Origin of the sequence: Nonomuraea sp. B5E05 (assembly GCF_039880665.1) — a bacterium.
Lineage (GTDB): Bacteria > Actinomycetota > Actinomycetes > Streptosporangiales > Streptosporangiaceae > Nonomuraea.
Genome location: NZ_JBDPMJ010000006.1, coordinates 332,359 through 356,135 on the forward strand (window position 1 = coordinate 332,359; position 23,777 = coordinate 356,135).

The 23,777-nt window shown below is 70.1% G+C and carries 24 protein-coding genes and 1 riboswitch; of the genes, 5 read left to right on the forward strand and 19 right to left on the reverse strand.

From position 1 onward, the window contains the following. Positions 1–30: 30 nt before the first annotated feature. From ABGB01_RS14410 to ABGB01_RS14430, 5 genes are all read right to left on the reverse strand, one after another. Positions 31–813 carry a type III pantothenate kinase gene (locus ABGB01_RS14410; RefSeq protein ID WP_132597753.1) on the reverse strand — a complete coding sequence of 261 codons (783 nt, stop codon included), beginning with the start codon at positions 811–813 and terminating at the stop codon, positions 31–33. A gap of 3 nt (positions 814–816) precedes the next feature. Continuing rightward, on the reverse strand, positions 817–3,360 hold the full coding sequence (locus ABGB01_RS14415; RefSeq protein ID WP_347773776.1) for an L-aspartate oxidase: 2,544 nt from the start codon (positions 3,358–3,360) through the stop codon (positions 817–819). An 83-nt stretch (positions 3,361–3,443) separates the two neighbouring features. After that, positions 3,444–4,280: a pantoate--beta-alanine ligase gene (gene panC, locus ABGB01_RS14420; protein ID WP_347773777.1), complete on the reverse strand. Its 837-nt coding sequence runs from the start codon at positions 4,278–4,280 to the stop codon at positions 3,444–3,446. Between the two features lie 301 nt (positions 4,281–4,581). Next, positions 4,582–5,472: a DUF2520 domain-containing protein gene (locus ABGB01_RS14425; protein WP_347773778.1), complete on the reverse strand. Its 891-nt coding sequence runs from the start codon at positions 5,470–5,472 to the stop codon at positions 4,582–4,584. 386 nt (positions 5,473–5,858) lie between these two features. Then, positions 5,859–6,086: a chaplin family protein gene (locus ABGB01_RS14430; RefSeq protein WP_132510477.1), complete on the reverse strand. Its 228-nt coding sequence runs from the start codon at positions 6,084–6,086 to the stop codon at positions 5,859–5,861. 171 nt (positions 6,087–6,257) lie between these two features. Here ABGB01_RS14430 and ABGB01_RS14435 point away from each other — a divergent pair, with 171 nt between their 5' ends. Next, positions 6,258–7,220, forward strand: coding sequence for an SAM-dependent methyltransferase (locus ABGB01_RS14435; protein ID WP_347773779.1), 963 nt, complete (start codon positions 6,258–6,260; stop codon positions 7,218–7,220). Here ABGB01_RS14435 and ABGB01_RS14440 read toward each other — a convergent pair. Next, entirely contained in the window at positions 7,204–8,397 is a 1,194-nt protein-coding gene (locus ABGB01_RS14440) for a cytochrome P450 (RefSeq protein ID WP_347773780.1), read from the reverse strand. The two genes, ABGB01_RS14435 and ABGB01_RS14440, sit on opposite strands and share 17 nt — an antisense overlap. Then, positions 8,397–9,182, reverse strand: a complete 786-nt coding sequence (locus ABGB01_RS14445) for a TerC family protein (protein ID WP_347773781.1) — start codon at positions 9,180–9,182, stop codon at positions 8,397–8,399. Before ABGB01_RS14445 ends, ABGB01_RS14440 begins: the two co-directional genes overlap by 1 nt. 114 nt (positions 9,183–9,296) lie before the next feature. Next, positions 9,297–9,412: riboswitch (SAM riboswitch) on the forward strand. 44 nt (positions 9,413–9,456) lie between these two features. On the opposite strand from ABGB01_RS14445, the gene ABGB01_RS14450 reads away from it, so the two are divergent. Beyond that, complete coding sequence (locus ABGB01_RS14450; RefSeq protein ID WP_347773782.1) at positions 9,457–10,746, forward strand: aminotransferase class V-fold PLP-dependent enzyme; 1,290 nt, start codon at positions 9,457–9,459, stop codon at positions 10,744–10,746. A 1-nt stretch (position 10,747) separates the two neighbouring features. Here ABGB01_RS14450 and ABGB01_RS14455 read toward each other — a convergent pair whose 3' ends face one another. Then, positions 10,748–11,398: a DoxX family protein gene (locus ABGB01_RS14455; RefSeq protein ID WP_347773783.1), complete on the reverse strand. Its 651-nt coding sequence runs from the start codon at positions 11,396–11,398 to the stop codon at positions 10,748–10,750. 124 nt (positions 11,399–11,522) lie between these two features. Here ABGB01_RS14455 and ABGB01_RS14460 point away from each other — a divergent pair, with 124 nt between their 5' ends. The 3 genes from ABGB01_RS14460 to ABGB01_RS14470 are packed head-to-tail and all read left to right on the forward strand — an operon-like array spanning position 11,523 to position 13,973. Continuing rightward, entirely contained in the window at positions 11,523–12,668 is a 1,146-nt protein-coding gene (locus tag ABGB01_RS14460) for an NADH-quinone oxidoreductase subunit D (RefSeq protein WP_347773784.1), read from the forward strand. After that, entirely contained in the window at positions 12,665–13,795 is a 1,131-nt protein-coding gene (locus ABGB01_RS14465; RefSeq protein ID WP_347773785.1) for an acyltransferase, read from the forward strand. Before ABGB01_RS14460 ends, ABGB01_RS14465 begins: the two co-directional genes overlap by 4 nt. Continuing rightward, entirely contained in the window at positions 13,788–13,973 is a 186-nt protein-coding gene (locus ABGB01_RS14470) for a hypothetical protein (protein WP_347619973.1), read from the forward strand. The genes ABGB01_RS14465 and ABGB01_RS14470 overlap by 8 nt, the downstream gene beginning before the upstream one ends. Here the strand turns inward: ABGB01_RS14470 and ABGB01_RS14475 are convergent. The 11 genes from ABGB01_RS14475 to dacB all read right to left on the reverse strand — a co-directional run bounded on the left by ABGB01_RS14475 (position 13,970) and on the right by dacB (position 23,755). Beyond that, complete coding sequence (locus tag ABGB01_RS14475) at positions 13,970–14,425, reverse strand: DUF3180 domain-containing protein (RefSeq protein ID WP_347773786.1); 456 nt, start codon at positions 14,423–14,425, stop codon at positions 13,970–13,972. The two genes, ABGB01_RS14470 and ABGB01_RS14475, sit on opposite strands and share 4 nt — an antisense overlap. Beyond that, the gene (gene folK, locus ABGB01_RS14480) at positions 14,422–14,925 is read right to left on the reverse strand and encodes a 2-amino-4-hydroxy-6-hydroxymethyldihydropteridine diphosphokinase (protein WP_347773787.1); all 504 of its coding nucleotides are present in this window, start codon (positions 14,923–14,925) and stop codon (positions 14,422–14,424) included. The genes ABGB01_RS14475 and folK overlap by 4 nt, the downstream gene beginning before the upstream one ends. Then, complete coding sequence (gene folB, locus ABGB01_RS14485; protein ID WP_347773788.1) at positions 14,925–15,287, reverse strand: dihydroneopterin aldolase; 363 nt, start codon at positions 15,285–15,287, stop codon at positions 14,925–14,927. The genes folK and folB overlap by 1 nt, the downstream gene beginning before the upstream one ends. After that, complete coding sequence (locus ABGB01_RS14490) at positions 15,277–15,723, reverse strand: nuclear transport factor 2 family protein (protein WP_132332063.1); 447 nt, start codon at positions 15,721–15,723, stop codon at positions 15,277–15,279. The genes folB and ABGB01_RS14490 overlap by 11 nt, the downstream gene beginning before the upstream one ends. Then, entirely contained in the window at positions 15,720–16,526 is an 807-nt protein-coding gene (folP, locus tag ABGB01_RS14495) for a dihydropteroate synthase (RefSeq protein WP_347773835.1), read from the reverse strand. The genes ABGB01_RS14490 and folP overlap by 4 nt, the downstream gene beginning before the upstream one ends. 109 nt (positions 16,527–16,635) lie before the next feature. Beyond that, positions 16,636–17,214 carry a GTP cyclohydrolase I FolE gene (folE, locus tag ABGB01_RS14500; RefSeq protein ID WP_132597767.1) on the reverse strand — a complete coding sequence of 193 codons (579 nt, stop codon included), beginning with the start codon at positions 17,212–17,214 and terminating at the stop codon, positions 16,636–16,638. Continuing rightward, positions 17,211–19,205, reverse strand: coding sequence for an ATP-dependent zinc metalloprotease FtsH (ftsH, locus tag ABGB01_RS14505; RefSeq protein WP_347623964.1), 1,995 nt, complete (start codon positions 19,203–19,205; stop codon positions 17,211–17,213). The genes folE and ftsH overlap by 4 nt, the downstream gene beginning before the upstream one ends. A gap of 247 nt (positions 19,206–19,452) precedes the next feature. Then, positions 19,453–20,004: a hypoxanthine phosphoribosyltransferase gene (gene hpt, locus ABGB01_RS14510; RefSeq protein ID WP_347623965.1), complete on the reverse strand. Its 552-nt coding sequence runs from the start codon at positions 20,002–20,004 to the stop codon at positions 19,453–19,455. A gap of 10 nt (positions 20,005–20,014) precedes the next feature. Continuing rightward, positions 20,015–21,007, reverse strand: coding sequence for a tRNA lysidine(34) synthetase TilS (gene tilS / locus ABGB01_RS14515; RefSeq protein ID WP_347773789.1), 993 nt, complete (start codon positions 21,005–21,007; stop codon positions 20,015–20,017). Between the two features lie 63 nt (positions 21,008–21,070). Beyond that, positions 21,071–22,147, reverse strand: a complete 1,077-nt coding sequence (locus tag ABGB01_RS14520) for a zinc-dependent metalloprotease (RefSeq protein WP_347773790.1) — start codon at positions 22,145–22,147, stop codon at positions 21,071–21,073. Positions 22,148–22,354: 207 nt separating this feature from the next. Next, a complete protein-coding gene (dacB, locus tag ABGB01_RS14525; protein WP_347773791.1) occupies positions 22,355–23,755 on the reverse strand; it encodes a D-alanyl-D-alanine carboxypeptidase/D-alanyl-D-alanine-endopeptidase in 1,401 nt (466 codons plus the stop codon). Positions 23,756–23,777: the final 22 nt, after the last annotated feature.

The following is a 23,777-nucleotide window of genomic DNA, read 5'->3' on the forward strand; positions in this document are numbered from 1 at the left end:
TCCGGCGAACCGCAGTGACTCGTCCAGGTCTCACGCCACGTTGCGGTGATAGATCAGCCGCAGCCCGATGAGGGTCAGCCACGGCTCGTGCACGTCGATCGAGCGCGACTCGCCCACCACCAGCCCCGCGTGCCCGCCGGTGGCCACGACCGTCACCTCGTCGGGGTCGTCGGCCAGCTCCGCGGCGATGCGCTCCACGATGCCGTCGACCTGGCCGGCGAAGCCGTAGATGATGCCCGCCTGCAGGGCCTCGACGGTGTTCTTCGCGATCACCGAGCGGGGGCGTACGAGCTCGACCTTGTGCAGTTGTGCCCCCGCGGCGGCCAGCGCGTCGACCGAGATCTCGATGCCGGGCGCGGTGACCGCGCCGACGTATTCGCCCTTGGCCGACACCGCGTCGAACGAGGTCGCGGTGCCGAAGTCGACGATGACGCACGGGCCGCCGTACTGGTCGATGGCCGCCAGCGCGTTGACGATGCGGTCGCTGCCGACCTCCTTGGGGTTGTCCATGCGTACGGGGACGCCGGTGCGGATGCCCGGCTCCACGATCACCGCGGTCACGTCGCCGTAGTAGCGGCGGCACATCTCGCGCATCTCGTTGAGCACGCTCGGCACGGTGGAGCAGATGGCGATGCCGTCGATGTCGGCCCCTTTGAGCAGCGGCGACTGCGTCAGCAGACCCTGCAGCACGACCGCGATCTCGTCGGCGGTGCGGCGGGCGTCGGTGGCCAGCCGCCAGTGCTCGATGACGTCCTCGCCCTCGAACAGCCCCAGCACCGTGTGCGTGTTGCCGACGTCGATCGTGAGCAGCATCAATTACCCCCGCAGATCCAGTGCGATGTCCAGGGCCGGCGCCGAGTGCGTAAGCGCTCCCACCGCAAGGTAGTCCACGCCAGTGTCGGCCACATCACGAGCCGATTCCAAGGTCAATCCCCCGCTAGCCTCAAGGGCAACCCTGTTTCCCACCCGCTTTTTCACGATTTGTACGGCACTCGCGGTGTCCTCGATCGTGAAGTTGTCCAGCAGGATCTCCTCGGCGCCCTCGTCCAGCACGGCCTCCAACTGGTCCAGCCGGTCGACCTCCACCTCGATCGGCAGGTCGGGAAAGCGCTCCCGCACCGCCCTGAACGCCTCGGCCACGCCCCCCGCCGCCACCACGTGGTTGTCCTTGATCAGGGCGGCGTCCGACAACGACATCCGGTGGTTCACGCCGCCGCCGCAGCGCACGGCGTACTTCTCCAGCGCCCGCAGCCCCGGCAGCGTCTTGCGGCTGTCGCGCACGCGCGCCGCCGTACCGCTGATCACCTCGACCCACCTGCCGGTCAGCGTGGCCACCCCGGACAGGTGCGTGAGCAGGTTGAGCGCGGTGCGCTCGGCCGTCAGCAGCGCCCTGACCGGCCCTTCGACGGTCATCAGCACGTCGCCCGCCCGCACCCGATCGCCGTCCTTGGCCCCGCGCTCCGAGCGGTTCGCCCCCAGCCGGACGAACACCGCCTCGGCCACGGCCAGCCCGGCGACGATGCCGTCCTTGCGGGCCACCACGTCGGCGACCGCGTGCCGGTCGGCCGGGATGGTGGCCAGGCTCGTCACGTCGCCCTCCTCCCGCAGGTCCTCCTCCAGCGCCCGGTCGATCAGCGCGTCCACGGCGGCCGGATCGAGCCCGGCCGCGGCCAGCTCCCGCGCCGCGTCCTCCCGGTCATCGATCCGCCGTGAACTCGCGTCCCCATGAGGCGTGTACGTCATGCGCGGGCCCTCCTCCGTCAGGGTCACGTCCAGGTGACCCAGCCATCCGTCGTCGTCGCGGGCGCCGTGGTCCTCGCGCCAGTGCGAGCCACGGGTCTCGAGCCTGGCCGTCGCCGCGCCGGTGAGCACGGTGGCGACGGTGAGCAGGTTGGTGGCCTCCCAGGACTCGGTGCACGCGGGCACCGCGACGGGTGTCCAGCGGGCGTCCCGCAGCGCCTTAGCCGTGACGAGCAGTGACTCGCGGCTGCGCAGGACGCTCGCCCCCATGCTCATGTGGCCCTGGATCCTGGGGCGCGTCCGCGGGTCCACCAGCCCGGAGGCCGCCTCTCCGTCCACCGGCTCCCCCGGCTCGGGGCGTACGCGGTGGATGTCCTCGGCGATGCGCTCGGCGAAGACGAGGCCTTCGAGCAGGGAGTTGGAGGCGAGCCGGTTCGCGCCGTGCACGCCCGTGCAGGCCACCTCACCGCACGCGTACAAACCTTCGATGGAGGTGCGCCCGCGCAGGTCCGTACGGACGCCGCCGCTGGCGTAGTGGGCGGCGGGAGCGACGGGGACCAGCTCGGCGGCCGGGTCGATGCCGTGCTCGCGGCAGACGGCGTAGATCGTGGGGAAGCGGGCCTGCCACGTGTCGCGGCCGAAGTGACGGCCGTCGAGGTAGACGTGCTCACGCCCGGTCTCGCGTATCCTCCGCATGATCGCCTTGGCCACGACGTCGCGCGGCGCCAGGTCGGCCAGTTCGTGCTCGCCGTGCATGAACCGTTCGCCCTCGTGGTCGACCAGGAACGCGCCCTCGCCCCTGACCGCCTCGGAGATCAGCGGCTGCTGCCCGGTCGATGCGGGGCCGAGCCAGAGGACGGTCGGGTGGAACTGCACGAACTCGAGGTCGCGCACCACGGCCCCGGCCCGCAACGCCAGCGCCACCCCGTCGCCGGTGGAGACGGCGGGGTTGGTCGTGGCGGCGTAGACCTGGCCCATGCCGCCGGTCGCCAGCACCACGGCTTTGGCGCGCACCGCGCCCACCCCGTCGCGCGCGCCCTCGCCCATGACGTGCAGCGTCACGCCCCTGGCCCGGCCCTCGGCGTCCTTCAGCAGGTCGAGCACCAGGGCGTGCTCGATCACCTCGATCGATCCCGCGCGGACCGCCTCGACGAGCGCCCGCTGCACCTCCGCGCCGGTGGCGTCGCCGCCCGCGTGCACGATCCGGCGCCGGCGGTGGCCGCCCTCCCTGGTGAGCTGGAGCTCGCCGCCGGAGGTCCGGTCGAACCGCGCGCCGCGGGCCATGAGCCGCCGCAGCGCGTCCGGCCCTTCCGTCACCAGCGTGCGCACGGCCGCCACGTCGCACAACCCCACCCCGGCGAGCAGCGTGTCGCTCAGGTGCTCGTCCGGGGTGTCGAGCGGGTCGAGCACGGCCGCGATGCCGCCCTGGGCCCAGCGGGTCGAGCCGGCCGACAGCACGTCCTTGGTCACGACCAGGACCTTGGCCGCCGGCTCCAGCTCGACGTAGCGCAGGGCGGCGGTCAGGCCCGCGATGCCCGAGCCCACGACGACCACGTCGGCCTCGACGGTCCAGCCCGGCGCGGGGGCGGTCAAACGTAGGGGGATCGCCGGTGCACTCATGGGGGTCTCCTCGCTGAGACGATTTCGTCATTATGACGATAACCCCTCGCTCCTGATGTGCTCGCCCCGGGGTGCCCGCGGGCTCAGGCGCGGGTCAACGTCACGCTGACGTTGTCGATCAGGCGCGTCGTCCCGACCCTGGCGGCCACCGCGAGCACGGCCATGCCCTCGTACGAGTCGTCCACCTCGGCGAAGGTGGCCGGATCGGCGAGGACCAGGTAGTCGACGTGAAGGCCGGGCCCCGCCGTGTCGAGCACCTCCCGCGCCGCCGCGCGGATCCTGGACGGCGTGAGCTCGGCCGCGCCGGCCCGCAGCGCGCGCGAGAGCGCCAGCGCCACCCGCCGGTCATCGTCGGACAGGAACCGGTTGCGGCTGGACAGGGCCAGGCCGTCGGCCTCGCGCACGGTGGGCACGTCGAGGATCTCGATCGGCAGGTCGAGATCGGCGACCATGCGGCGGATGAGGGCGAGTTGCTGGGCGTCCTTCTGCCCGAACACCGCCCGGTCCGGCCGGACCACGTTGAACAGCTTGAGCACCACGGTGAGCACCCCGTCGAAGTGACCGGGCCGGGCCGCGCCCTCGACGAGCGCGCCCATCCGGCCGGCGGAGACGCTCACCTGGCGGTCGGGCGCGTACATGTCCTCGACGGCGGGGTGGAAGACGACGTCGACCCCCTCGGCACGGCACGCGTCGAGATCCGCCTCGAATGTACGGGGATAACGCGAAAAATCCTCATCAGGGGAAAATTGCAGAGGATTGACGAAAATGCTGACCACGACGTGATCGGCACGAGCGCGGGCCTGCCTGATCAGCGCCTTATGCCCCTCGTGCAGCGCGCCCATGGTCGGCACCAGGGCCACCTCGCCACCACCACGCGCCTTGACCAGGTCTTCCCGGTTTCTGGCGACGATCAGCTCCATAATGACCCTTCGTGCTTATGGCCTCCACTCCGTGGAGGCGGACTCGGTCGCCGTTGATGCCGCCACCTTCCCCCGCTCTGGTCGCTACGCTCCCGCCACTCCTCCACGCGACGGCGCTCCCTCGTGCTTATGGCCTCCACACCGTGGAGGCGGACTCGGTCGCCCTTGATGCCGCCACCTTCCCCCGCTCTGGTCGCTACGCTCCCGCCACTCCTCCACGCGACGGCGCTCCCTCGTGCTTATGGCCTCCACACCGTGGAGGCGGACTCGGTCGCCCTTGATGCCCCCACCTCGTGGCGCGTTAAGTCCATATATTGCCCCCCAGCGCGTCGAGGAGCCGCTCCGCCTCCTCGGGTTTGAGCAGCCCCGCGGCGAGCGCCCGGTCGGCCGTGAGCCTGGCCAGCGCGATGTAGGCGTCGGCCGCCTCGGGAGCGGCCAGGATCAGCGCGTCGACGTGCTTGCGCACGGTGCCGGCGTCGCCGCGCACCACGGGCCCGGTGAGCCCGGCGATGCCGAGCCGCAGCACGTTGTCGAGCGCGGCGCCGAGCAGCGGCCCCAGCATCCGTCCGGGGTGGTCGACGCCGATGCGTACGAGCAGGTCGGACGACTCGGCGATGAGCGTGACCATGTGGTTGGCCGCTCCCGCCAGCGCCGCGTGGTAGAGCGGGCGGTCGGCGTCGGCGATCCAGACCGGCTCACCGCCCATCTCGATCACCAGGGCCTCGGCGATGGGACGCAGCACGTCGGGCGCGGTCACGCCGTAGGAGATGCCGGTGAGCTTGTTGAGGTCTTCGTCGCGGCCGGTGAACGTCATCACCGGGTGCAGCGCGAGCGGCAGCGCGCCGGCCTCGGCCGCCGGGTCGAGCACCGACAGCCCGTACGCCCCGCTGGTGTGCACCAGCAGCTTGCCGTGCAGGTCGGCCCCCGTGGACGCCAGCCCGTTGACCAGGTCGGGCAGCGCGTCGTCCGGCACGGTGAGCAGGATCAGCTGGGCCGCGGCCACGACCTCGTCGGGCCGGGTCGGCGTGACGCCGAGCCGGTCGGCGGCCCACCGTTGCGAATTGTCGGACACCCCGCTGGCGGCCACCACCCGATGACCCGCCTGCGCCAGCGCGGCCCCGAGGGCCGAGCCGACCTTGCCCGCTCCGAGCACGCCGACGGTCAGCCGTGCCGGGCGATCACCCGCGTCCATGACCTCACCCCTGTCGACTGCGAACGAGAAGGCCGCTGCGCACTGCCGCTCACGGGTCTCGACCAGGGACGGCAGCTCGCTGATGCGGGCCTCTTCTTCGTGATGGCGTTGCCGACCAGGGTAACGGCCTCGTGGAGCCGAGCATGTGACCGTGCCTTTGCCGCGCGTTGAGTTAACGACAAAAGCGACAAGGGCATACAAAAAACGCACCCCCTGTCGGAAGAGATGAGGAGAGGGGTCCATCGCATGGCAGCGGGCGCCGAGTCCCCTGGACCCGACGCCCGCGAAAGATGCGAACCCCTTGGAGGTGCACCGGGCCGGCCGACCGCCGACTGACCGGCCCGGACGGACCCGGGCCGGCCTGCGCCGGCCCGGGCTCGCCTCACTCAGTGGTGGCTGGGCACGTGGGCGAAGGCGCCGCCCTTGCAACCGGCGAGGGCCCCGCCGATGACGGCCACCGCGTTGCCGCAGACGTTGACCGGGATGGCGATGGGCAGGTGCAGCTGGTTGCCCGAGGCGATGCCGCCCGCACCACTGGTGATGTCGGCGTGCGCGGGGGCGGCGAGGGACAACATCGCGACGGCTCCGGCGACGACCATGGCCTTCTTCAGCATGAGGGCTCCTCTCGATTGCGCGGCCGCCTTGAGGGCCGCAGGACGTGCTCGACCGAGGGAACGGAAAGTGATCCCTTGGCGACAATGCGTCAACCGTACCCCAAGCCAAGGACACTCAGTAGTCTTTCCATAACGTACTGTGCCCGGCGAAAGTCATGAGATAGTCCAGACATGTGGCTCACATGGCGCGCCGCGACGGAGCGCGCGCTTTACGGCGAGGAGGGCTTCTACCTCCGCGAACGCCCTTCAGGCCACTTCCGCACCTCGGTCAGCGCCTCGGCCGCTTTCGCCGACGCGGTGCTGGCGCTGCTCGACGAGGTGGACGCCGAGCTCGGCACCCCCGGCGCACTCGATCTGGTCGACATCGGCGCGGGCGAGGGCACGCTGGTCACCCAGATTCTGGCCGCCGCGGAGCCCGGCCTGCGCGACCGGCTGCGTATCACCGCCGTCGACCTCTGCCCCCGGCCCGAGGGCGTGCCCGAGCGGATCCGCTGGCGCCCCGACCTGCCCGCCGCCGTCACCGGGCTGGCCATCGCCAACGAATGGCTCGACAACGTCCCGCTCGACGTGGTGGAGCAGACCCCCCAGGGCCCTCGGCTGCTCATGGTCGACGTCCGCACCGGAGAGGAGCGGCTCGGCGGCCCGCCCGGCCCGGCAGACCTCGAATGGCTCGAACGATGGTGGCCGTTGCGCCGGGTGGGGGCGCGCGCGGAGATCGGCTGCCCCCGTGACAGAGCCTGGGCGTCGGTCCTGGCACGCCTCGTCAAAGGCAGAGCGATCGCCATCGATTATGCACATCCTGTGGATAACCGTCCGCCCTGTGGCACCCTGACCGGATACCGCGACGGCGCGGTCGTGACCCCCGTCCCCGACGGCACCTGCGACATCACGGCACATGTCGCGCTCGACGCGTGCGCGGAGGCCGGCCGTGCGGCCGGTGCGATATCCACAACCTTGTCCACACAGCGTGACGCCCTCAAGGCCCTCGGCATCACCGGAGCCAGGCCGCCCGCCGACCTGGCCCACGTCGATCCGCGTGGCTACCTGCGCGCCCTGGCCAGAGCCTCCGAGGAGGGCGAGCTGATCGACCCGTCGGGCCTCGGCGGCTTCGGCTGGCTCAGCCAGTCGCGGTGAGCTCCAGGGACCGCAGGCCGCGGATGACGTAGCCGGGCTTCCACTCGGGCTCCCGCCGCAGCTCCAGCGTGGCCGCGCGATCCAGGAGCGCCCCGAACGACTCCATGAGCTCGATCCTGGCCAGCGGCGCCCCCAGGCAGAAGTGGATCCCGGCGCCGAAGGAGATGTGCGGGTTGTCGGCACGGCCGACGTCGAGCCTGTCAGGGTCGTCGAACACCGTCTGGTCCCGGTTGGCCGACCCGAACAACAACGCCACCTCCGCGCCACGCGGGATCTCCACGCCGTGCACCTCGATGTCCTCCAGCACCCAGCGCTCGAACATCTGCAGCGGCGTGTCCCAGCGCATCAGCTCCTCCACGGCCGTGGGCAGCAGCGAGCGGTCCTCGCGCAGCCGTACGAGCTCGGCGGGGTTTCTGAACAGCGACCACCAGCCGTTGCCCGTCACGTTCACGGTGGCTTCGTGGCCGGCGTTGAGCAGCAGGACACACGTGCCGACCAGTTCGTCCTCGGTCAGCTCGGCGATCTGGGTGAGCGCGCTGATCAGGTCGTCGCCGGGGCGCGGCCGGCGCTCGGCGGCCAGGGCCCTGAGGTAGCCGGCGAACTCCTCCGCCGCGCGGACCGCGGTGTGCTGGGCATCGGGGGCGGGGTTGAGCTCGTACATGCCGCAGATGTCGGCCGACCACGGTCGCAGCAGGTGGCGGTCCTGGCCGGGGATGCCGAGCATCTCGGCGATCACGGTGACCGGCAGCGGCTCGGCGACCTCGGCGATCAGGTCGCCGCCGCCCTTGGCGACGTACGTGTCCACCAGCTCCCGGGCGATGGAGCGGACCCGGGGGCGCAGCGACTCGACCATGCGCGGCGTGAACGCCTTGGAGACCAGCCGGCGCAGCCTCGTGTGCACCGGCGGCTCCACGTCGAGCATGCCCGCCCTGATCACCCTCCAGAACGGCTCCTGGAACTCCGGCTCCGGCGGCCTGCCGAACTGCTCGTGCGTGGCCACGTGCAGGTAGGACCGGCCCAGGCGGCGGTCTCTGAGCAGCGCGTTGACGTCCGCGTGGCGCGAGACCAGCCACTGGTTCGTCGGTTCGAAGTAGCTGATCGGAGCCTCGCGCCGCAGCTCTTCGTAGACGCCGTACGGGTGAGCCACGAAATCCGGATTCCAGGGATCAAAGCGCATCATTTCATCTTAGAAGCGGAATCCTCCGTCGCGGGAGTGGTCTCTTCCGTCTCCTCCTCCAGCGCCCGCTGCCTGGCGTGCCTGCCGCGCATGCGGATGTTCAGCAGCTCCACGATCACCGAGAACGCCATCGCGAAGTAGATGTAGCCCTTGGGGATGTGCTGGCCGAGGCCCTCGGCGACGAGCATCACCCCGATCAGCACGAGGAACGCCAGCGCCAGCATCTTGATGGTCGGATGCCGGTCGACGAACCTGCTGATCGGCCCTGAGGCGAACAACATCACCAGCACCGCCACCACGACCGCCGCGACCATCACGCCGAGCTCGTCGACCATGCCGACGGCAGTGATCACGGAGTCCAGCGAGAAGACGACGTCGAGCACCATGATCTGCACGATCACGGACGTGAAGGAGGCCGCCGCGGCCTTCTTGCCGTCCTTGCCGTGCGGCCCCTCCATGCTGTGGCCGATCTCCGTGACGCTCTTGGCCAGCAGGAACAGGCCGCCGAGCAGCAAGATCAGATCGCGTCCCGAGATGTCGTGGCCGAAGACCGCGAACAGCGGATCGGTCAGGCGTACCACCCACGACAGTCCGAGCAGCAGGAGCAGGCGGCTGATCAGCGCCGCGGCCAGGCCGAGCACGCGGGCCCGGTCACGCTGCTCCGGGGGCAGCTTGCCCGCCAGGATGGAGATGAAAATGATGTTGTCGATCCCCAGCACGATCTCCAGGGCGACAAGGGTGAGAAAGCCGATCCAGATTTGCGGGTCGGCCACCCATTCCAGCATTTACGCACCTCCAAGGCATGTGACGGTGGGTCTCCCGGTAGCAACGACTCGGATGCCCCATAAGTTCGCCCGCTTGCGATCCATGCCCGGGTACGGGTTATAGTCCTTGACGTAGGTCATGAGTGCCAGCGACAAGCCCCGGCTAGCTGGCCGGCAACCCTCGCGTCCGCGGCGGGGTGCCCCGGGTGAAGACCTGGTCCGCCACGAGGTGTGGCGGGCAAGCGCGGGCTCCGCTGGCTGCTCCAGGGGTCCGACGACCCCGAGGAGGATTGCCGTGTCCACGCTGACGATCTTCACGTCCGCCCACGTCCGAGCGGACGAGGCCCCCGCCACCACCGAGGAACGGCGCGTCCCCGCCGTGCTCGGCGCCGACCTCAAGGTGCCGGTCAAGGGCGGCAGGCTGCTGAGCTACGCCAACCTCGACTACGCCGCCAGCGCCCCCTGTCTCGCGCCGGTCAGCGCGGCCGTCGCCGCCGCGCTCCCGGCCTACTCCAGCGTGCACCGCGGCGCGGGCTACGCCTCCCAGCTCACCACCGCCCGCTACGAGCAGGCCCGCCACACCGTCAGCGCGTTCGCCGGCGCCCGGCCGGACGACGCCGTGATCTTCACCCGCAACACCACCGACGCCACCAACCTGCTCGCCCGCTGTCTGCCCGAGGGCACGACCACCGTGGTCTTCGACACCGAGCACCACGCCTCCCTCCTCCCCTGGCCCCGGTCCGTACGGCTGGCGCCGCCCGCCTTCCCCGGCCAGGCCGTGCGTGCCGCCGACGACGCGCTGGCCGCGATCGACGGGCCCAAGCTGCTCGTGGTCACCGCCGCCTCCAACGTCACCGGCGAGTTGTGGCCCATCGCCGCGCTGGCCCACATCGCGCACCGGCACGGCGCCAGGATCCTGGTGGACGCCGCGCAGCTCGTACCGCACCGGCGGCTCAACCTCACCGCGCTCGACCTCGACTACGTGGCCTTCTCCGGGCACAAGCTCTATGCGCCCTTCGGGGCCGGCGTGCTGATCGGGCGGCGTGACTGGCTTGCCGAGGCGGAGCCGTACCTGAAGGGCGGGGGCGCGGTGCGGTCGGTGGCCGGCGGCGTCGAGTGGCACGACGACCCGGAGCCGCGGCACGAGGCGGGCACGCCGAACGTGCTCGGCGCCATCGCGCTGGCCGCGGCCTGCGACGCGCTCACCGCCACCGGGTGGACCCCGCTGGTGCGCGAGGAGGAGCGGCTGATCGCCCGGCTGCGGGCCGGTCTCGCCTCGATCGAAGGCGTACGCGAGCTGTCCCTGTGGGGGGAGGAGCACCCGCGCGTGGGCATCGTGTCGTTCACCGTCGACGGCCGCCCGGCTCGCGAGGTGGCCGAGGTGCTGTCCGGCGAATACGGCATCGGGGTGCGCGACGGGAAGTTCTGCGCGCACCCGTTCGTCCGTCACCTGGTGGACGTGCACGCGGGCGGCGGTTGCGAGGACGGCACGGCATCAGCGGTGCGCGCCTCGATCGGCATCGGCACCACCCAGGAGCACGTGGACCGGCTGATCGAGGCGCTGCGCGACCTCACCTCCCGCTGAGTCAGCCTTTCGGCGGTTCGCCGCGGCGCGGTGGCGGCTCGTCGCCGACCAGGGCGTCGATGTCCCGCATGTCCTTGTCGCTGAGCTTGCTGTCCTTCGGCGCGCTCGACTGCCGGGGCACCTGGGGCGGCTCCTGCTGCGCCGGCTCGGGCGTCGTCGGACCCCCCGCACCGGTCGTGGTCGTGCCACCCGTGGCGGGCGCGTGGGCGGCGAGTTCCGCCTCGGCCGCACGGCGTTCGGCACGCTTACGCGACATCGTGCGGACGATGCCGTCCAGGCCGAACCTGCCGCCGCCCAGCACGAGGAACAGCAGGCTCAGCGTGCCCAGGGCGGCCGGCAGCTCCCAGCCGTTGTCGGAAGACAACGGAGTGAGCCCCCAGTGCACGAAGAAGATGGCGCCCAGCATGTTGATCAGCAGCAGCAACGCCACCGGCCTGACCAGCAGGCCAAGGATGAGGAAGATGCCGCCGACGGTCTCCACGACGGTCGCGTAGGAGGCGGCCAGCTCGGGCAGCGGGATCCCCGACTCCCTGAAGCCCTGCGCGGTGGCGCCCAGGCCGCCCTGCCACTTCTGCCATCCATGAGCCAGGAAGATCACGCCCGCCACCACGCGCGCGATCAAGGCCGCGACGTCGAACAATACCCTTTTCATGGTGATTTCTCCCCCCATTCCAGGTATTCCTCCCCATGTCCGACTTCGGGATGCATTTTCATACCAAGCTTTGACCGTCCGCCCCGCGCTGGATCGACACCCACGACGGTGGCAGCATGGCCGTATGACGGAACGTGTGGTCGGAATCGGTGCGGGCGCGAAAGAACTGGCCACCGAGGACATGATCCTCAACATCGGCCCGCAGCACCCGTCGACCCACGGCGTGCTCAGGCTCCGGCTGACGCTCGACGGCGAGCGCATCGCCACCGCCGAGCCGATCATCGGCTACATGCACCGCGGCGCGGAGAAGTTGTTCGAAGTCCGCGACTATCGGCAGATCATCATGCTCGCCAACCGGCACGACTGGCTGTCAGGGTTCGCCAACGAGCTGGGCGTGGTGCTCGCCGCCGAACGCCTGCTCGGCATGGAGCCGCCGGTCCGGGCCGTGTGGGCGCGTACGCTGCTCGCCGAACTCAACCGGGTGCTCAACCACCTGATGTTCCTCGGCTCCTACCCCCTGGAACTGGGCGCGATCACCCCGCTGTTCTACGCCTTCGACGAGCGCGAGCGCATCCAGGCCGTCATGGAGGAGATCTCCGGCGGGCGCATGCACTACATGTTCAACCGGGTCGGCGGGCTCAAGGAGGACCTGCCACTCGGCTGGCTCGACCGCGTGTCGGCGGCCGTCGAGCAGACCCGCCGCCGCGTGCCCGACATCGAGAACCTCATCCTGCACAACGACATCTTCCTGGCCCGCACCACGGGCGTCGGCGTGCTGACCCACGACCAGATCATGCAGTACGGCGTCAGCGGCCCCATCGCCCGCGCCTCCGGCGTCGACTTCGACCTGCGCCGCGACGACCCCTACCTCGCCTATCCCGAGCTGCCCGCCAAGGTGGTCACCAGGAGCGCCGGCGACTGCCACGCCCGCTTCGAGGTCCTGCTCGAGCAGCTCAAGGTCTCGCTCGACCTGGCCGACACCTGCGCCGAGCGGCTGCGCGCACTGCCCCCCGGGCCGATCAACCAGCGGCTGCCCAAGGTGCTCAAGGTTCCGGAGGGTCACACGTACGCGTGGACCGAGAACCCGCTCGGCATCAACGGCTACTACCTCGTCTCCAGGGGCGACAAGACGCCGTGGCGGCTCAAGCTGCGCTCCGCCTCCTACAACAACGTCCAGGTGCTGCGCGAGATGTTGCCCGGCCACCTGGTGGCCGACATGGTCGCCATCCTCGGCTCGATGTTCTTCGTCGTGGGTGACATCGACAAGTGACGGCACAAGAACGCGACAAGTACGTCGACTGGCTGCGCGCCCTGAGCCTGATCGTCGTGGTGGTGTGGCACTGGGCGTTCACCATTCTCGAATGGAAGCCGCACGGCCCCGAGCCCACCAGCCCGCTGGGCTTCACCTCAGGCCTGTGGATCCTCACCTGGCTGCTGCAGGTGCTGCCGCTGTTCTTCTACGTCGGCGGTCACGTGCACCTGCTGTCCTGGAACCGGGCCAAGGCCCGGGGCGTCGGCATCGGCTCGTTCGTCCTGCGGCGCATCCGCGCGCTGGCCTTACCCGCGCTGTTCCTGTCCGGCGTGTGGGTCCTCATCGGAGCCACCGTCACGTGGGCGTTCGACGTCGACTGGATGTGGCGGGTCGTGCTGCTGGTGCTCAGCCCGCTGTGGTTCCTCGGCGTCTACCTGGTGCTGATCGCGCTGCTGCCGGTGGCGCTCTGGCTGCACAGCCGCTACGACGTGCTCGCCCTGATCTGGCTCGGCGGCGCGGCCCTGGTGATCGACGTGGTGCGCTTCAGCTACGGCGTCGACCCGGCGGGCTGGCTCAACATGCTCATCGTCTGGGGGCTCGCGCACCAGGCCGGCTTCTTCTACGACCGGGTCGTGGCGCTGCCCCGGCGCTACGACAAGGGGCTGCTGTGGACCGGGCTGTTCGCCCTGTTCGGGCTGGTCTACTCGGGCATCTATCCCGGGTCGATGGTGGGCGTGCCCGGCGACAAGTGGTCGAACATGGCGCCGCCCACGTTCGTGATCGTGGCCCTGCTGCTCTTCCAGATCGGGCTCGTGGAGGTGCTGCGGCCGTCCATGGAGCGCGTACTCGTGCGGCCGGGCTGGCGCCGGGTGAACGACTTCATCAACCGCTACTCGCTGCCGCTGTTCCTCTTCCACACCACCGGCATGGCCATCGCGCTGGGGTTGTCGTGGTGGTGGTTCGGCACCATGGGCACGCAGATGCCGCCCGACCTGAAATGGTGGCTGGAGCGCCCCATCGCCGTCATCGGCCCGCTGATCTGCACCGCCCCGGTCATCTACCTCTTCGGCCGGCGCCGCCGCACGCCTGTGCGCCAAAAGCAGGGCGAGGACGTCAGCCGCTCCCTAGGCTCGGAACATGGCTGACATCGGCTTCCACGCCACCGCCGAGGACGAGCGGATCATCCGTGCCGCGCTGCGGGAAGGTGAGCGGCCGAGCGACGTGATCCGCCGCGCGCTCCGTGTCCTGCACCGGGAGATGTGGCACGACCGGGTCCGCGCGGGTGCCCGGCGCAGCACCGAAGACCTGCCGGGCGAGCACTAGTCGCGCTTCTGCTCCTCGGGCTCCTTGGGGATGCGGCAGGCGTGCTCCAGGTAGAGGGCGGCGCAGACGAGCACGACGCACGACACCAACGACCCCGTGGCGACGAGGAACTCGCCCCTCGGCGTCTCCCGGTCGAGGAGTTGCACCGTGTGCAGCCCGAACCCGGCGAAGATCCCCCCGAACACCGCCCCCGCGTACGCCGACGCCTTCGCCAGCGCGGCCAGCCGGGCCACCGCCATCGGCTCCACCGGCTTCGTGCCGGGTTTCCGCTCGATCCGGGCCTTGGTCAGCCACGCGGTGTAGCCCTCGCCGATGGCCAGCAACGTCACCGTGGGGATCGCGGTCCACGGCATGAGCGGCAGGTCGGAGTAGACGGGCCGGATCACCACCCAGGTGAGCAGCGCGACGACGACGAGGATGCCGACCAGATGGCCGGGGCGTGTGGGCCTCAATCCGGCCTCTGCAGCTTCAGATCCTCGCGCAGGCGTACGCCCTGCCGGTCGAGCCCCTCCAGCAGGTCGGCCACCCGGCCGCGCCCGGGCAGCACCGCCTCGGGGTCGGTTTTCAACCACGGCACCAGCACGAACGCGCGCTCATGAGCGAGCGGATGCGGCAGCGTCAGCTCGGGATCGTCGCTGACGGACTCGCCCACCACGATCAGGTCGACGTCGAGCGTGCGCGGCCCCCACCGCTCCTCGCGGACCCTGCCGAAGGCGTCCTCGACATTGAGCGCCCGCTCCAGCAGCCGCGCCGGCTCCAGCGTGGTCTCGGCTACCACGATCGCGTTGAGGTAGGGGCGCTGCCCGGACGGGCCGCCGACCGGGTCGGTCTCGTAGACGGGAGACGCCTGGACGAACTCCAGCCCAGGGGCGTCGAACAGGGTGTCGACGGCACCCTGCAACGTCTGGAAGCGAGGTCCCAGGTTGCTGCCCAGGGCGATGACGGCCTTCATCAGCGGCTCCGCTCGATCGTCACGACCACGTCGTCGAACGGCAGCGGGATGGGCGCCGCCGGCTTGTGCACGCTCACCTCGGCCTTGCGCACCAGCTCGCTGGACAGGCACACGTCGGCCAGCCGCTGTGCGAGCGTCTCGATCAGCTCGACCGGCTCCCCCTCCACGACCCTGACGAGGGCCTCGGCCAGCTCGCCGTAGTGGACGGTCTTGGTGAGGTCGTCGCCGGCCGCCGCCGGAGCGGTGTCGAGGAACAGCGTCGCGTCGATCACGAACTCCTGCCCGAGCTCCCGCTCGGCAGCGAGCACGCCGTGTCTCCCCCAGGCCCGCAGACCCTTGAGAGCGATGCGATCAGCGCTCAAGCTCGCCGTCCTCCTCCTCGTCGTCGTCGCTCTGGAGCACCGGCGAGCCGTGGTGCATCCACAACCGCCACCCCTGCGGGGTGCGGAGGTAGACGTTGCTGGCCACCACCTTGCCCGCGGCGAAGCTGGACTCACCCTCCTCGCCGGCGGTGAGAATGTTCTCGACGCAGGTGAGCACGGCCACGTCACCCAGCACGGTCGTGTTGACGTCGGTCAGCACGAACTGGATGTAGGTGGTGTTGGCCATGATCAACGCCCAGGACCGCAACACCTCCGAGCGGCCCGTCAGCAGGGTCCAGCCCGGGTGCACGCAGCTCACCTGCTCGTCACCGGAGTCTTCCGCCCAGATCTCGGTCATCTTGTCGAGATCGGCGTTCTCGATCGCGGTGTAGAACTCCTGGTTCACCGTCTCGATAGCGGCGGTGTCGACGCTCATGTGTTGGCTCCGGCTCTCTTCCATGCGGCGGCCACGCGCACGGCATCGGCATTGGGACCTACCTCGTGCACGCGCACGCACCAGGCGCCCGCGTGGGCGGCCAGCGCGGTCACCGCCAGCGTGGCGTCGTCGCTGCGGCTGAACGGCCGGGGTGTGCCGTCGGGGTCTGCCAGCAGCCGGCCGAGGAACCGCTTGCGCGAAGCCCCCACCAGCAGCGGGAAACCCAGTTCGGCGAGATTCGGGATGCCGGCCAGCAGCGCCCAGTTGTGGTCGGCGTTCTTCGCGAAGCCGAGCCCTGGGTCGATCACGATCTGCTCCTCCGTGACGCCCTCCGCCAGCACCAGATCGACCCGCTTGCTCAGCTCTTCGCGCACCTCGGTGACCACGTCGGTGTAGACGGCGCGGCTGTCCATGTCGTGGCTGTGGCCGCGCCAGTGCATCACGACGTAGGGGACGCCGGTCGCGGCGACCGCGCGTGGCATGTCGGGGTCGGCCAGCCCGCCGCTCACGTCGTTGACGAGCCGCGCGCCCGCCTCGACCGCGGCCCTCGCGACCTCCGCTCGCATCGTGTCGACGCTGACCCGCACGCCCTCCGCGTCGAGCGCCCTGATCACCGGGACGACCCGGGCCAGCTCTTCCTGCAGCGACACCCTGGCGGCGCCGGGACGGGTGGACTCGCCGCCCACATCCACGATGTCGGCGCCCTCACGGACCAGGTCGAGGCCGTGCTGGATCGCGACGTCCTCGTTGAACCACCGGCCGCCGTCGGAGAACGAATCGGGCGTCACATTGACCACGCCCATGACGAGGCACCGATCCGCACCTCCTGGCACGTTCATGGGCACGCTAGTCATGGGCCAAGCCTAGGCGCTTGCGGACACCTGATGACATCGTGGGTACCCCGTTCAGTCGTCAGCGGCCCAGGATCAGCGCCATCGCCTCGGATCGGGTCTTGTCGCTGGTGCGGAAGTCACCGCGAACCGCTGAGGTCACGGTCTTGGCGCCGGGCTTGCGCACCCCCCGCATCGTCATGCACAGATGCTCGGCCTCGACCACCACGATGACGCCGCGCGGCTCCAGCACCCGCATGAGCGCGTCGGCGATCTGCGAGGTCATGCGCTCCTGCACCTGAGGGCGGCGGGCGAACACGTCGACCAGGCGGGCCAGCTTGGACAGGCCCGTCACCTCGCCGCGCTGGTTGGGGATGTAGCCCACGTGGGCCACCCCGTGGAACGGGACCAGGTGGTGCTCGCAGGTCGAGTAGACCTCGATGTCCCTGACGAGCACCATCTCGTCGTGGTCGACGTCGAAAACCTTGGTCAGCACGTCTTCAGGCGTCTGGCCGAGCCCGGAATATTGCTCGGCCATGGCGCGAGCGACCCGGGCGGGCGTGTCGAGCAGGCCGTCGCGGTCGGGATCTTCGCCGATGGCGTAGAGGATCTCACGAACGGCCTTCTCGATCCGCCCCTGGTCGATGTCGTGCTGAGTCACGCACTGTCTCCGGACGGAAGGGCGTCCTGGTGGCCCGCGCCGAGCGAGCCGTTGGCCGACTGCTCCTTCGGGGTCAGGATCGGCGGGCGGTCGGAGGGCAGCCGCTTGCCATAGCCCGCGTAGGACGGGCGGTGCTCCCTGATGACCACCGGGCTGAAGATCTGGAGCACCTGCTCGCGGGAGAGGGTCTCCTTCTCCATGAGCTCGAGCACGAGGTTGTCGAGCACGTCGCGGTATTCGACCAGGATGTCCCAGGCCTGGTCGTGCGCCGTCTCGATCATCCGGCGGACCTCCTCGTCGATCGTGGAGGCGATCTTCTCGGAATAGTCGCGCTCGTGACCCATCTCGCGCCCGAGGAAGACCTCGGCCTGGCCGCTGCCGAACTTGCGGGCGCCGAGCTGCTCGCTCATGCCGTATTCGGTCACCATGCGGCGGGCGACGGCCGTGGCCTTCTCGATGTCGTTGGAGGCGCCGGTGGTGGGCTCGTGGAACACGAGCTCCTCCGCCGCGCGGCCGCCGAGCAACATCGCGAGCTGGTCCATCATCTCCGACCTGGTGGCCAGGAACTTGTCCTCCATCGGCAGCGTCATCGTGTAGCCGAGCGCGCGGCCGCGGGACAAGATCGTGATCTTGTGCACCGGGTCGGAATTGGGCAACGCGTGCGCCACCAGCGCATGACCGCCCTCGTGGTAGGCGATCATCTTCTTTTCCTTGTCGGACATGACCCGCGTCTTGCGCTCGGGCCCTGCCATGACGCGGTCGATCGACTCCTCGAGGAGCTCCATCGTGATCAGCTTCTGGTCGGCCCGCGCGGTGAGCAGGGCCGCCTCGTTGATCACGTTGGCCAGGTCGGCGCCGGTGAACCCGGGGGTGCGGCGCGCGATGACGTCGAGGTCGACGTCGGGGGAGAACGGCTTGCCCCGCCCGTGCACCTTGAGGATGCCCTTGCGGCCCTCGAGGTCGGGCCGGTCGACGGTGACCTGCCGGTCGAAACGGCCGGGACGCAGCAGCGCCGGGTCGAGGATGTCGGGCCGGTTGGTGGCCGCGATGAGGATCACGCCGCCCTTGACGTCGAAGCCGTCCATCTCGACGAGCAGCTGGTTGAGCGTCTGCTCGCGCTCGTCGTGACCGCCGCCCAGGCCGGCGCCTCGGTGGCGGCCGACCGCGTCGATCTCGTCGATGAAGATGATCGCCGGGGCGTTGGCCTTGGCCTGCTCGAACAGGTCACGCACACGCGAGGCGCCGACACCGACGAACATCTCGACGAAGTCGGAACCCGAGATGGAGTAGAACGGCACGCCCGCCTCGCCCGCGACCGCGCGGGCCAGCAGCGTCTTACCGGTGCCGGGCGGGCCGTAGAGCAGCACGCCTTTGGGGATCTTGGCGCCGATCGCCTGGAACTTGGCCGGGGCCTGCAGGAACTCCTTGATCTCCTGGAGCTCCTCGATGGCCTCGTCAGCGCCTGCGACGTCGGAGAAGGTCGTCTTGGGGGTGTCTTTGGTGATCAGCTTGGCCTTCGACTTGCCGAAGTTCATCACCCGGGAGCCGCCGCCCTGCATCTGGTTCATGATGAACAGGAAGATCAGCACGATGATGACGATCGGCAGGAAGCTCACCAGAAGGCTCACCAGGAAGTTTTCCTGCGGCACCTCGGTGGCGAAGCTCTTGGTCTTGCCCGCGTCGACCTGAGCCTGGAGCTCGTCGGTCAACTTGCTGCCGTAACCGGTGACCCAGTCCGACTGGATCAGCTTCGTCGGGGCGTCGCCGGCCTTCACCACCACGGGGTTGGTCAGCGTCACCTCGATCCGGTTGTCCTTATCGATGATCTTGGCGTTGCTGACGTTTCCGGCGCGAATCTGCTGGAGAACCAAGGACGTGTCGGCCGGCTTGTAATTGCCGCCACCGCTCCAGAGCTGGGTGACGAGCAGGAGCAGCACGACGATGCCCAGGATCCACAGCAGTGGCCCACGTGTAAATCGCTTGAGATCCATCCGATGCGGAACCCCTTGCGGGCCCGTCCCTTCCTGACCATGGCCTTGAACCCGGGTCGCCCCGGGGCCGCGGCATCCGACACCGCGACTTCTGACTACCCGAAGGGCGACACGGGGTCACCCTCCAGAAGTCCGAAGGTACACCGGCACAGCGCACGGAGGGACCCGCCCGCTACACCGGTCTTGCCCTATCAACGTACGTCACGTTGCGCAGTGTTCCCGGCCCGCCGGGAACACTGCCGGATTGCTAGGTGTAAACGTGCGGAGCGAGCGTGCCGATGAACGGCAGATTGCGGTATCGCTCCGCGTAGTCGAGCCCGTAACCGATGACGAACTCGCTGGGAATGTCGAAACCAACGTATTTCACCTCGATAGGCACCTTCACCGCGTCGGGTTTGCGCAGCGCGGCGCAGATCTCCAGCGAGGCCGGATTGCGCGATTTCAGGTTTTCCAGCAGCCAGTGCAAGGTCAGACCGGAGTCGATGATGTCCTCGACGATCAGCACATGGCGGTCGAGGATGTCGGTGTCGAGGTCTTTCAGCACGCGTACGACGCCGGACGACCTGGTGCCGGCGCCGTAGGACGACACCGCCATCCAGTCCATCTGCACGGGCACGTGCAGAGCCCTCGCCAGGTCGGCCATCACCATGACCGCGCCTTTGAGCACGCCCACGAGCAGGACTTCCTTGCCCGCATAGTCGTCGTCGATCCGGCCGGCGAGCTCTTTGATCCTGGCCTGGAGGTCGTCCTCGGAGATGAGGACCTTCTCCAGGTCATTGCCCATGTCGGCAGCGTCCACCTGTGGTTCCTTACGGGATGGGACTGATGGCGAGTATCAGGGTGCCATACCGCCGCACGGCCGACCGACCCCCGGGCAGGTCCACCGCCTTCTGCCCGTGCCAGCGCGTGACCAGCCGGTCCACGGCCAGCACGTGGGCGGCCGACAGGGCTCCCGGCGGTGCTCCCGCCGCGATGGCCGCACGGCGCAGCACCCTCCGCCTGACGGCGTCGGGCAGCTTCTCCAACTCCGCCGTGGACAGCGTGACCGACTCTCCGATATCGCTTAGAGCGCAATTTCGGTACGCCGACTCCGCCCACTGGTCCAGGGCGTCAGCGTCCTCGCGCGCCATCCCCGCGGTCCTCGCGAGCGCCTCCGCGACCCCCGGGCCGAGCTCCTTCTCCAGCACCGGCAGCACGTGCCTCCTGACGCGGACCCTCGTGTAGCGGGGATCCACGTTGTGCGGGTCGTCCCACGGCGACAGGCGCAGCGCCTTGCAGGCGGCGACCGTGGTCGCCCGCGGGAGGTGGAGGAACGGGCGGAGCCAGCGGCCGCTCCTGGCCGCCATGCCGGACAGCGAACGCAGGCCGCTCCCCCTCGCCAGGCCGAGCAGGACCGTCTCCGCCTGGTCGTCCCTCGTGTGGCCGAGCAGGACCGCCGGCGCCTGAAGCCGGTCGGCCGCCTCGGACAGCGCGGCGTATCGCGCCTCCCTGGCCGCCGCCTCGGGGCCGCCCGCCGTGCCCACCGTCACCGTGAGCACCTCCACCGGATCGAGCCCCATCCCCCTGGCCAGCCCCGCCACCGCCTCGGCGCGGTCGGCCGAGCCCGGCTGGAGCCGGTGGTCCACGGACAACACGCCCGCCCGCAGGCCCATCCTGGGGGCCACGAACGCCAGGGCGGCCGACAGGGCAAGGGAGTCGGCTCCGCCGCTGCACGCCGCCAGGACCAGCGTGCCCTCCTCGGCGTCGGCCAGCGCTTCGCGCACGGCCCTGCGCACGTCGGCTACTGCTGGATGTGGCCCCACGAGGCCATTCTCCCGGCTCCCACCGGCGGCGCGTTCGGCGGGAAGGCGAGTGACGTGGGTCGGTCAGGCGGGGAGGGCAGGGGTGCCTGTGACGCGGGCGACCCAGGCGTCGGGGTCGGAGATCTCCGGTGTCGTCGGCAGCGTCTCGGGCGAGGTCCAGATCTTGTTGAAGCCGTCCATGCCGACCCGGTCGACCACGGTGCGGACGAAGGCCGAACCCTCCGCGTACTGCTTCATCTTGACCTCGATCCCCAGCAGGCGCCGGACCGTACGGTCGAGGCGGGAGCCGCCCTCGCGGCGCTGGGCGAACTTGGCGCGGATGTCGGCGACCGACGGCACCACCGAGGGGCCGACGGCGTCCATCACGTAGTCGCCGTGCCCTTCGACCAGGGTCATCACGGCCGTCAGGCGGTCGAGGATCTCCTTCTGGCCGGGCGACTGGATGGCGTCGATGAGGTTGCCCTCGCCGCCGCGCACCACGTCGGCCACCGTGTCGGCGGCGTTGCGCAGGCGTTCGAGCAGGGTGGGCAGGTCAAGGTCGGACGCGAGCAGGAACTCGGTCATCTGCGACCGTACGTATTCGCGCAACCACGGCACGCCCGTGAACTGCACGCGGTGGGTCTCCTCGTGGAGGCAGACCCAGAGGCGGAAGTCGTGCGGATCGACGCCCATCTCGCGCTCGGCGTGGACGATGTTGGGCGCGACGAGGGTCAGGCGGCCCGTCGGCTCCTCGCCGGTCGGGTCGGGTGGGAGGAAGAGCTCGTACTGGCCCAGCACGCGCGAGGCCAGGAACGCCAGGACGGCGCCGACCTCGACGCCCGTGATGCGGGAGCCCACGGCCGTGACGATGGCGGGTGGCGGGTTGTCGCCGCCGCTCATGCGCTGGGTCAAGGGTTCGAGCACCACGCGGAAGCCCTCGACGTTGGCCTTGATCCATCCCGGCCGGTCGACGATGGTCGCGGGCTGCGGCGCGGTGTCGGTGTGAATTTTCGTGAACTCGCGCACGTGGCCCTCGGCCTCACGTGACAGGGTGCGGAGCTCGGCGACGGCCTGCCTGGCCTCCTCCCGGCTCACCTGAGGACCGGGGCGCACCAGGCGCGTGCCGGTCGTGACGGCCAGATCCCAGTCGATCACCTGCATAACGTCCACCGTACGTGCTTCTCGTCGTACCCGCGAAGGTCCCGGCCGAGCCCCGATCCGCAGGATCGCCATAAGCCCGCGAGGGAGCGCCGGTGTCTGGACTGAGGAGAGAGGAAGCGCAGCGACCGAACGACGAGGGAAGACACCGGACCCAAGCGACCGAGCCCCGATCCGCAGGATCGCCATCAATAGGCGCCATCAACACAACTAATTACGGGCGACGATGGCGGCGAGGCGGTCGAGTACGGGTTCGGCGGTGACGGGGACGTGGTCGGCCATGAAGGCGAATGTGACCAGTCGGCCGTCCTTCGTGGTGGCCAGTCCTGCCAGGGTGTTGACGTTGTTGAGGGTGCCGGTCTTGGCGCGTACGAGGCCGACCTGGCCCTTGCTGTCGGCGGCGGTGAAGCGGCGGCCGTTGCCGAGGGTGCCGGAGAATCCGGCGATCGGCATGCCGGAGGCGATGGCGTGCAGGTCGGGGTGGTTCGCGGAGCCGGCCATGGCGATGATCTTGGCCAGGGCGTGGGGGCTTATGCGGTTGCGGATGGACAGGCCACTGCCGTCGGAGAGCGCGGCGACGCCTTGGGCGGCCCCGAGCCGCTGGAGTACGGCGATCACGCCTTTGGCGCCTCCTTCGAACGACGCCTGTTGTCCTTCCTTGAGTGCGACGTGCCTCATCAGCGCCTCGGCCATGTCGTTGTCGCTCTCGGTCAGGGTGTGCTCCACGAGGGCGTAGACGGGGGCGGAGTCGACCCGGCCGAGCTCGGTGGCGCCGGCGGGGGCCTTGGCCTGGCGCAGGGATTTCGACACCGCGATGCCCTCCTTCTTGAGGAGCCTGGCGAAGGCCGCGGCGGCGTATCGGGGCGGGTCGTCGACTCTGGGGGCGTTGTAGCGGGGGTGCCGGCGGCCTTCGTCGATGGCGAGGGCGTGGACGGTGGCGACGTTGCCGTCGGGGATGTAGCTCGGCTTCCAGCCGTCGGCCTTGGTTGAGCCGACGAAGAGGGATGTGTCGTACGAGAGGGTGACTTTCTTGATGTTTCGTGACTTGAGCGTGGCGGCGGTGCGGGCGGCCAGCGTGCGGAGTGAGGCCTGCTTCGGGTAGCCGGGCTTGGCGGAAGGGCCGGCGAGCAGCGGGTCGCCGCCGCCCACGAGGATGGCGGTGCCGGGTTCGGCGCCCTGGACGACCTTGGTGGACAGGCGGGTGTCGGGCCCCAGAGAGGCGAGCGCGGCGGCGCAGACGGCGATCTTCGTCGTGGAGGCGGGCACGAAGGCGGCGTCGGCGTTGGAGGCGAAGATCTGCTGGCCGGTGACCGCGTCGAGCACGACGGCGCCGACCCTGTCACCCAGGGCCCGGTCACCCAGCGCGCGGGTGAGCTGCCGCGTCAAAGTACTCTTAGTCGGGAGAGGTCCGTCTCCGGGCTTCGCCGGAAGCTGGGCCAGCACAGGTCCCGCGGTGACCACGGGGGCGGGGGGAGACTCTTCCTGCGGTGACTTCGTCGGCCCGGCCGGTGGAGACTGCCCCGTCAACGCGCTGAGGCTGAAGCCGGTGGTCATCGCGTAAACGCCGATGACGATGGTCAGAGCCTGGAGCACGACGAGGGTGGTCAGCATCACCCACCTGTCGTGCCGCGCC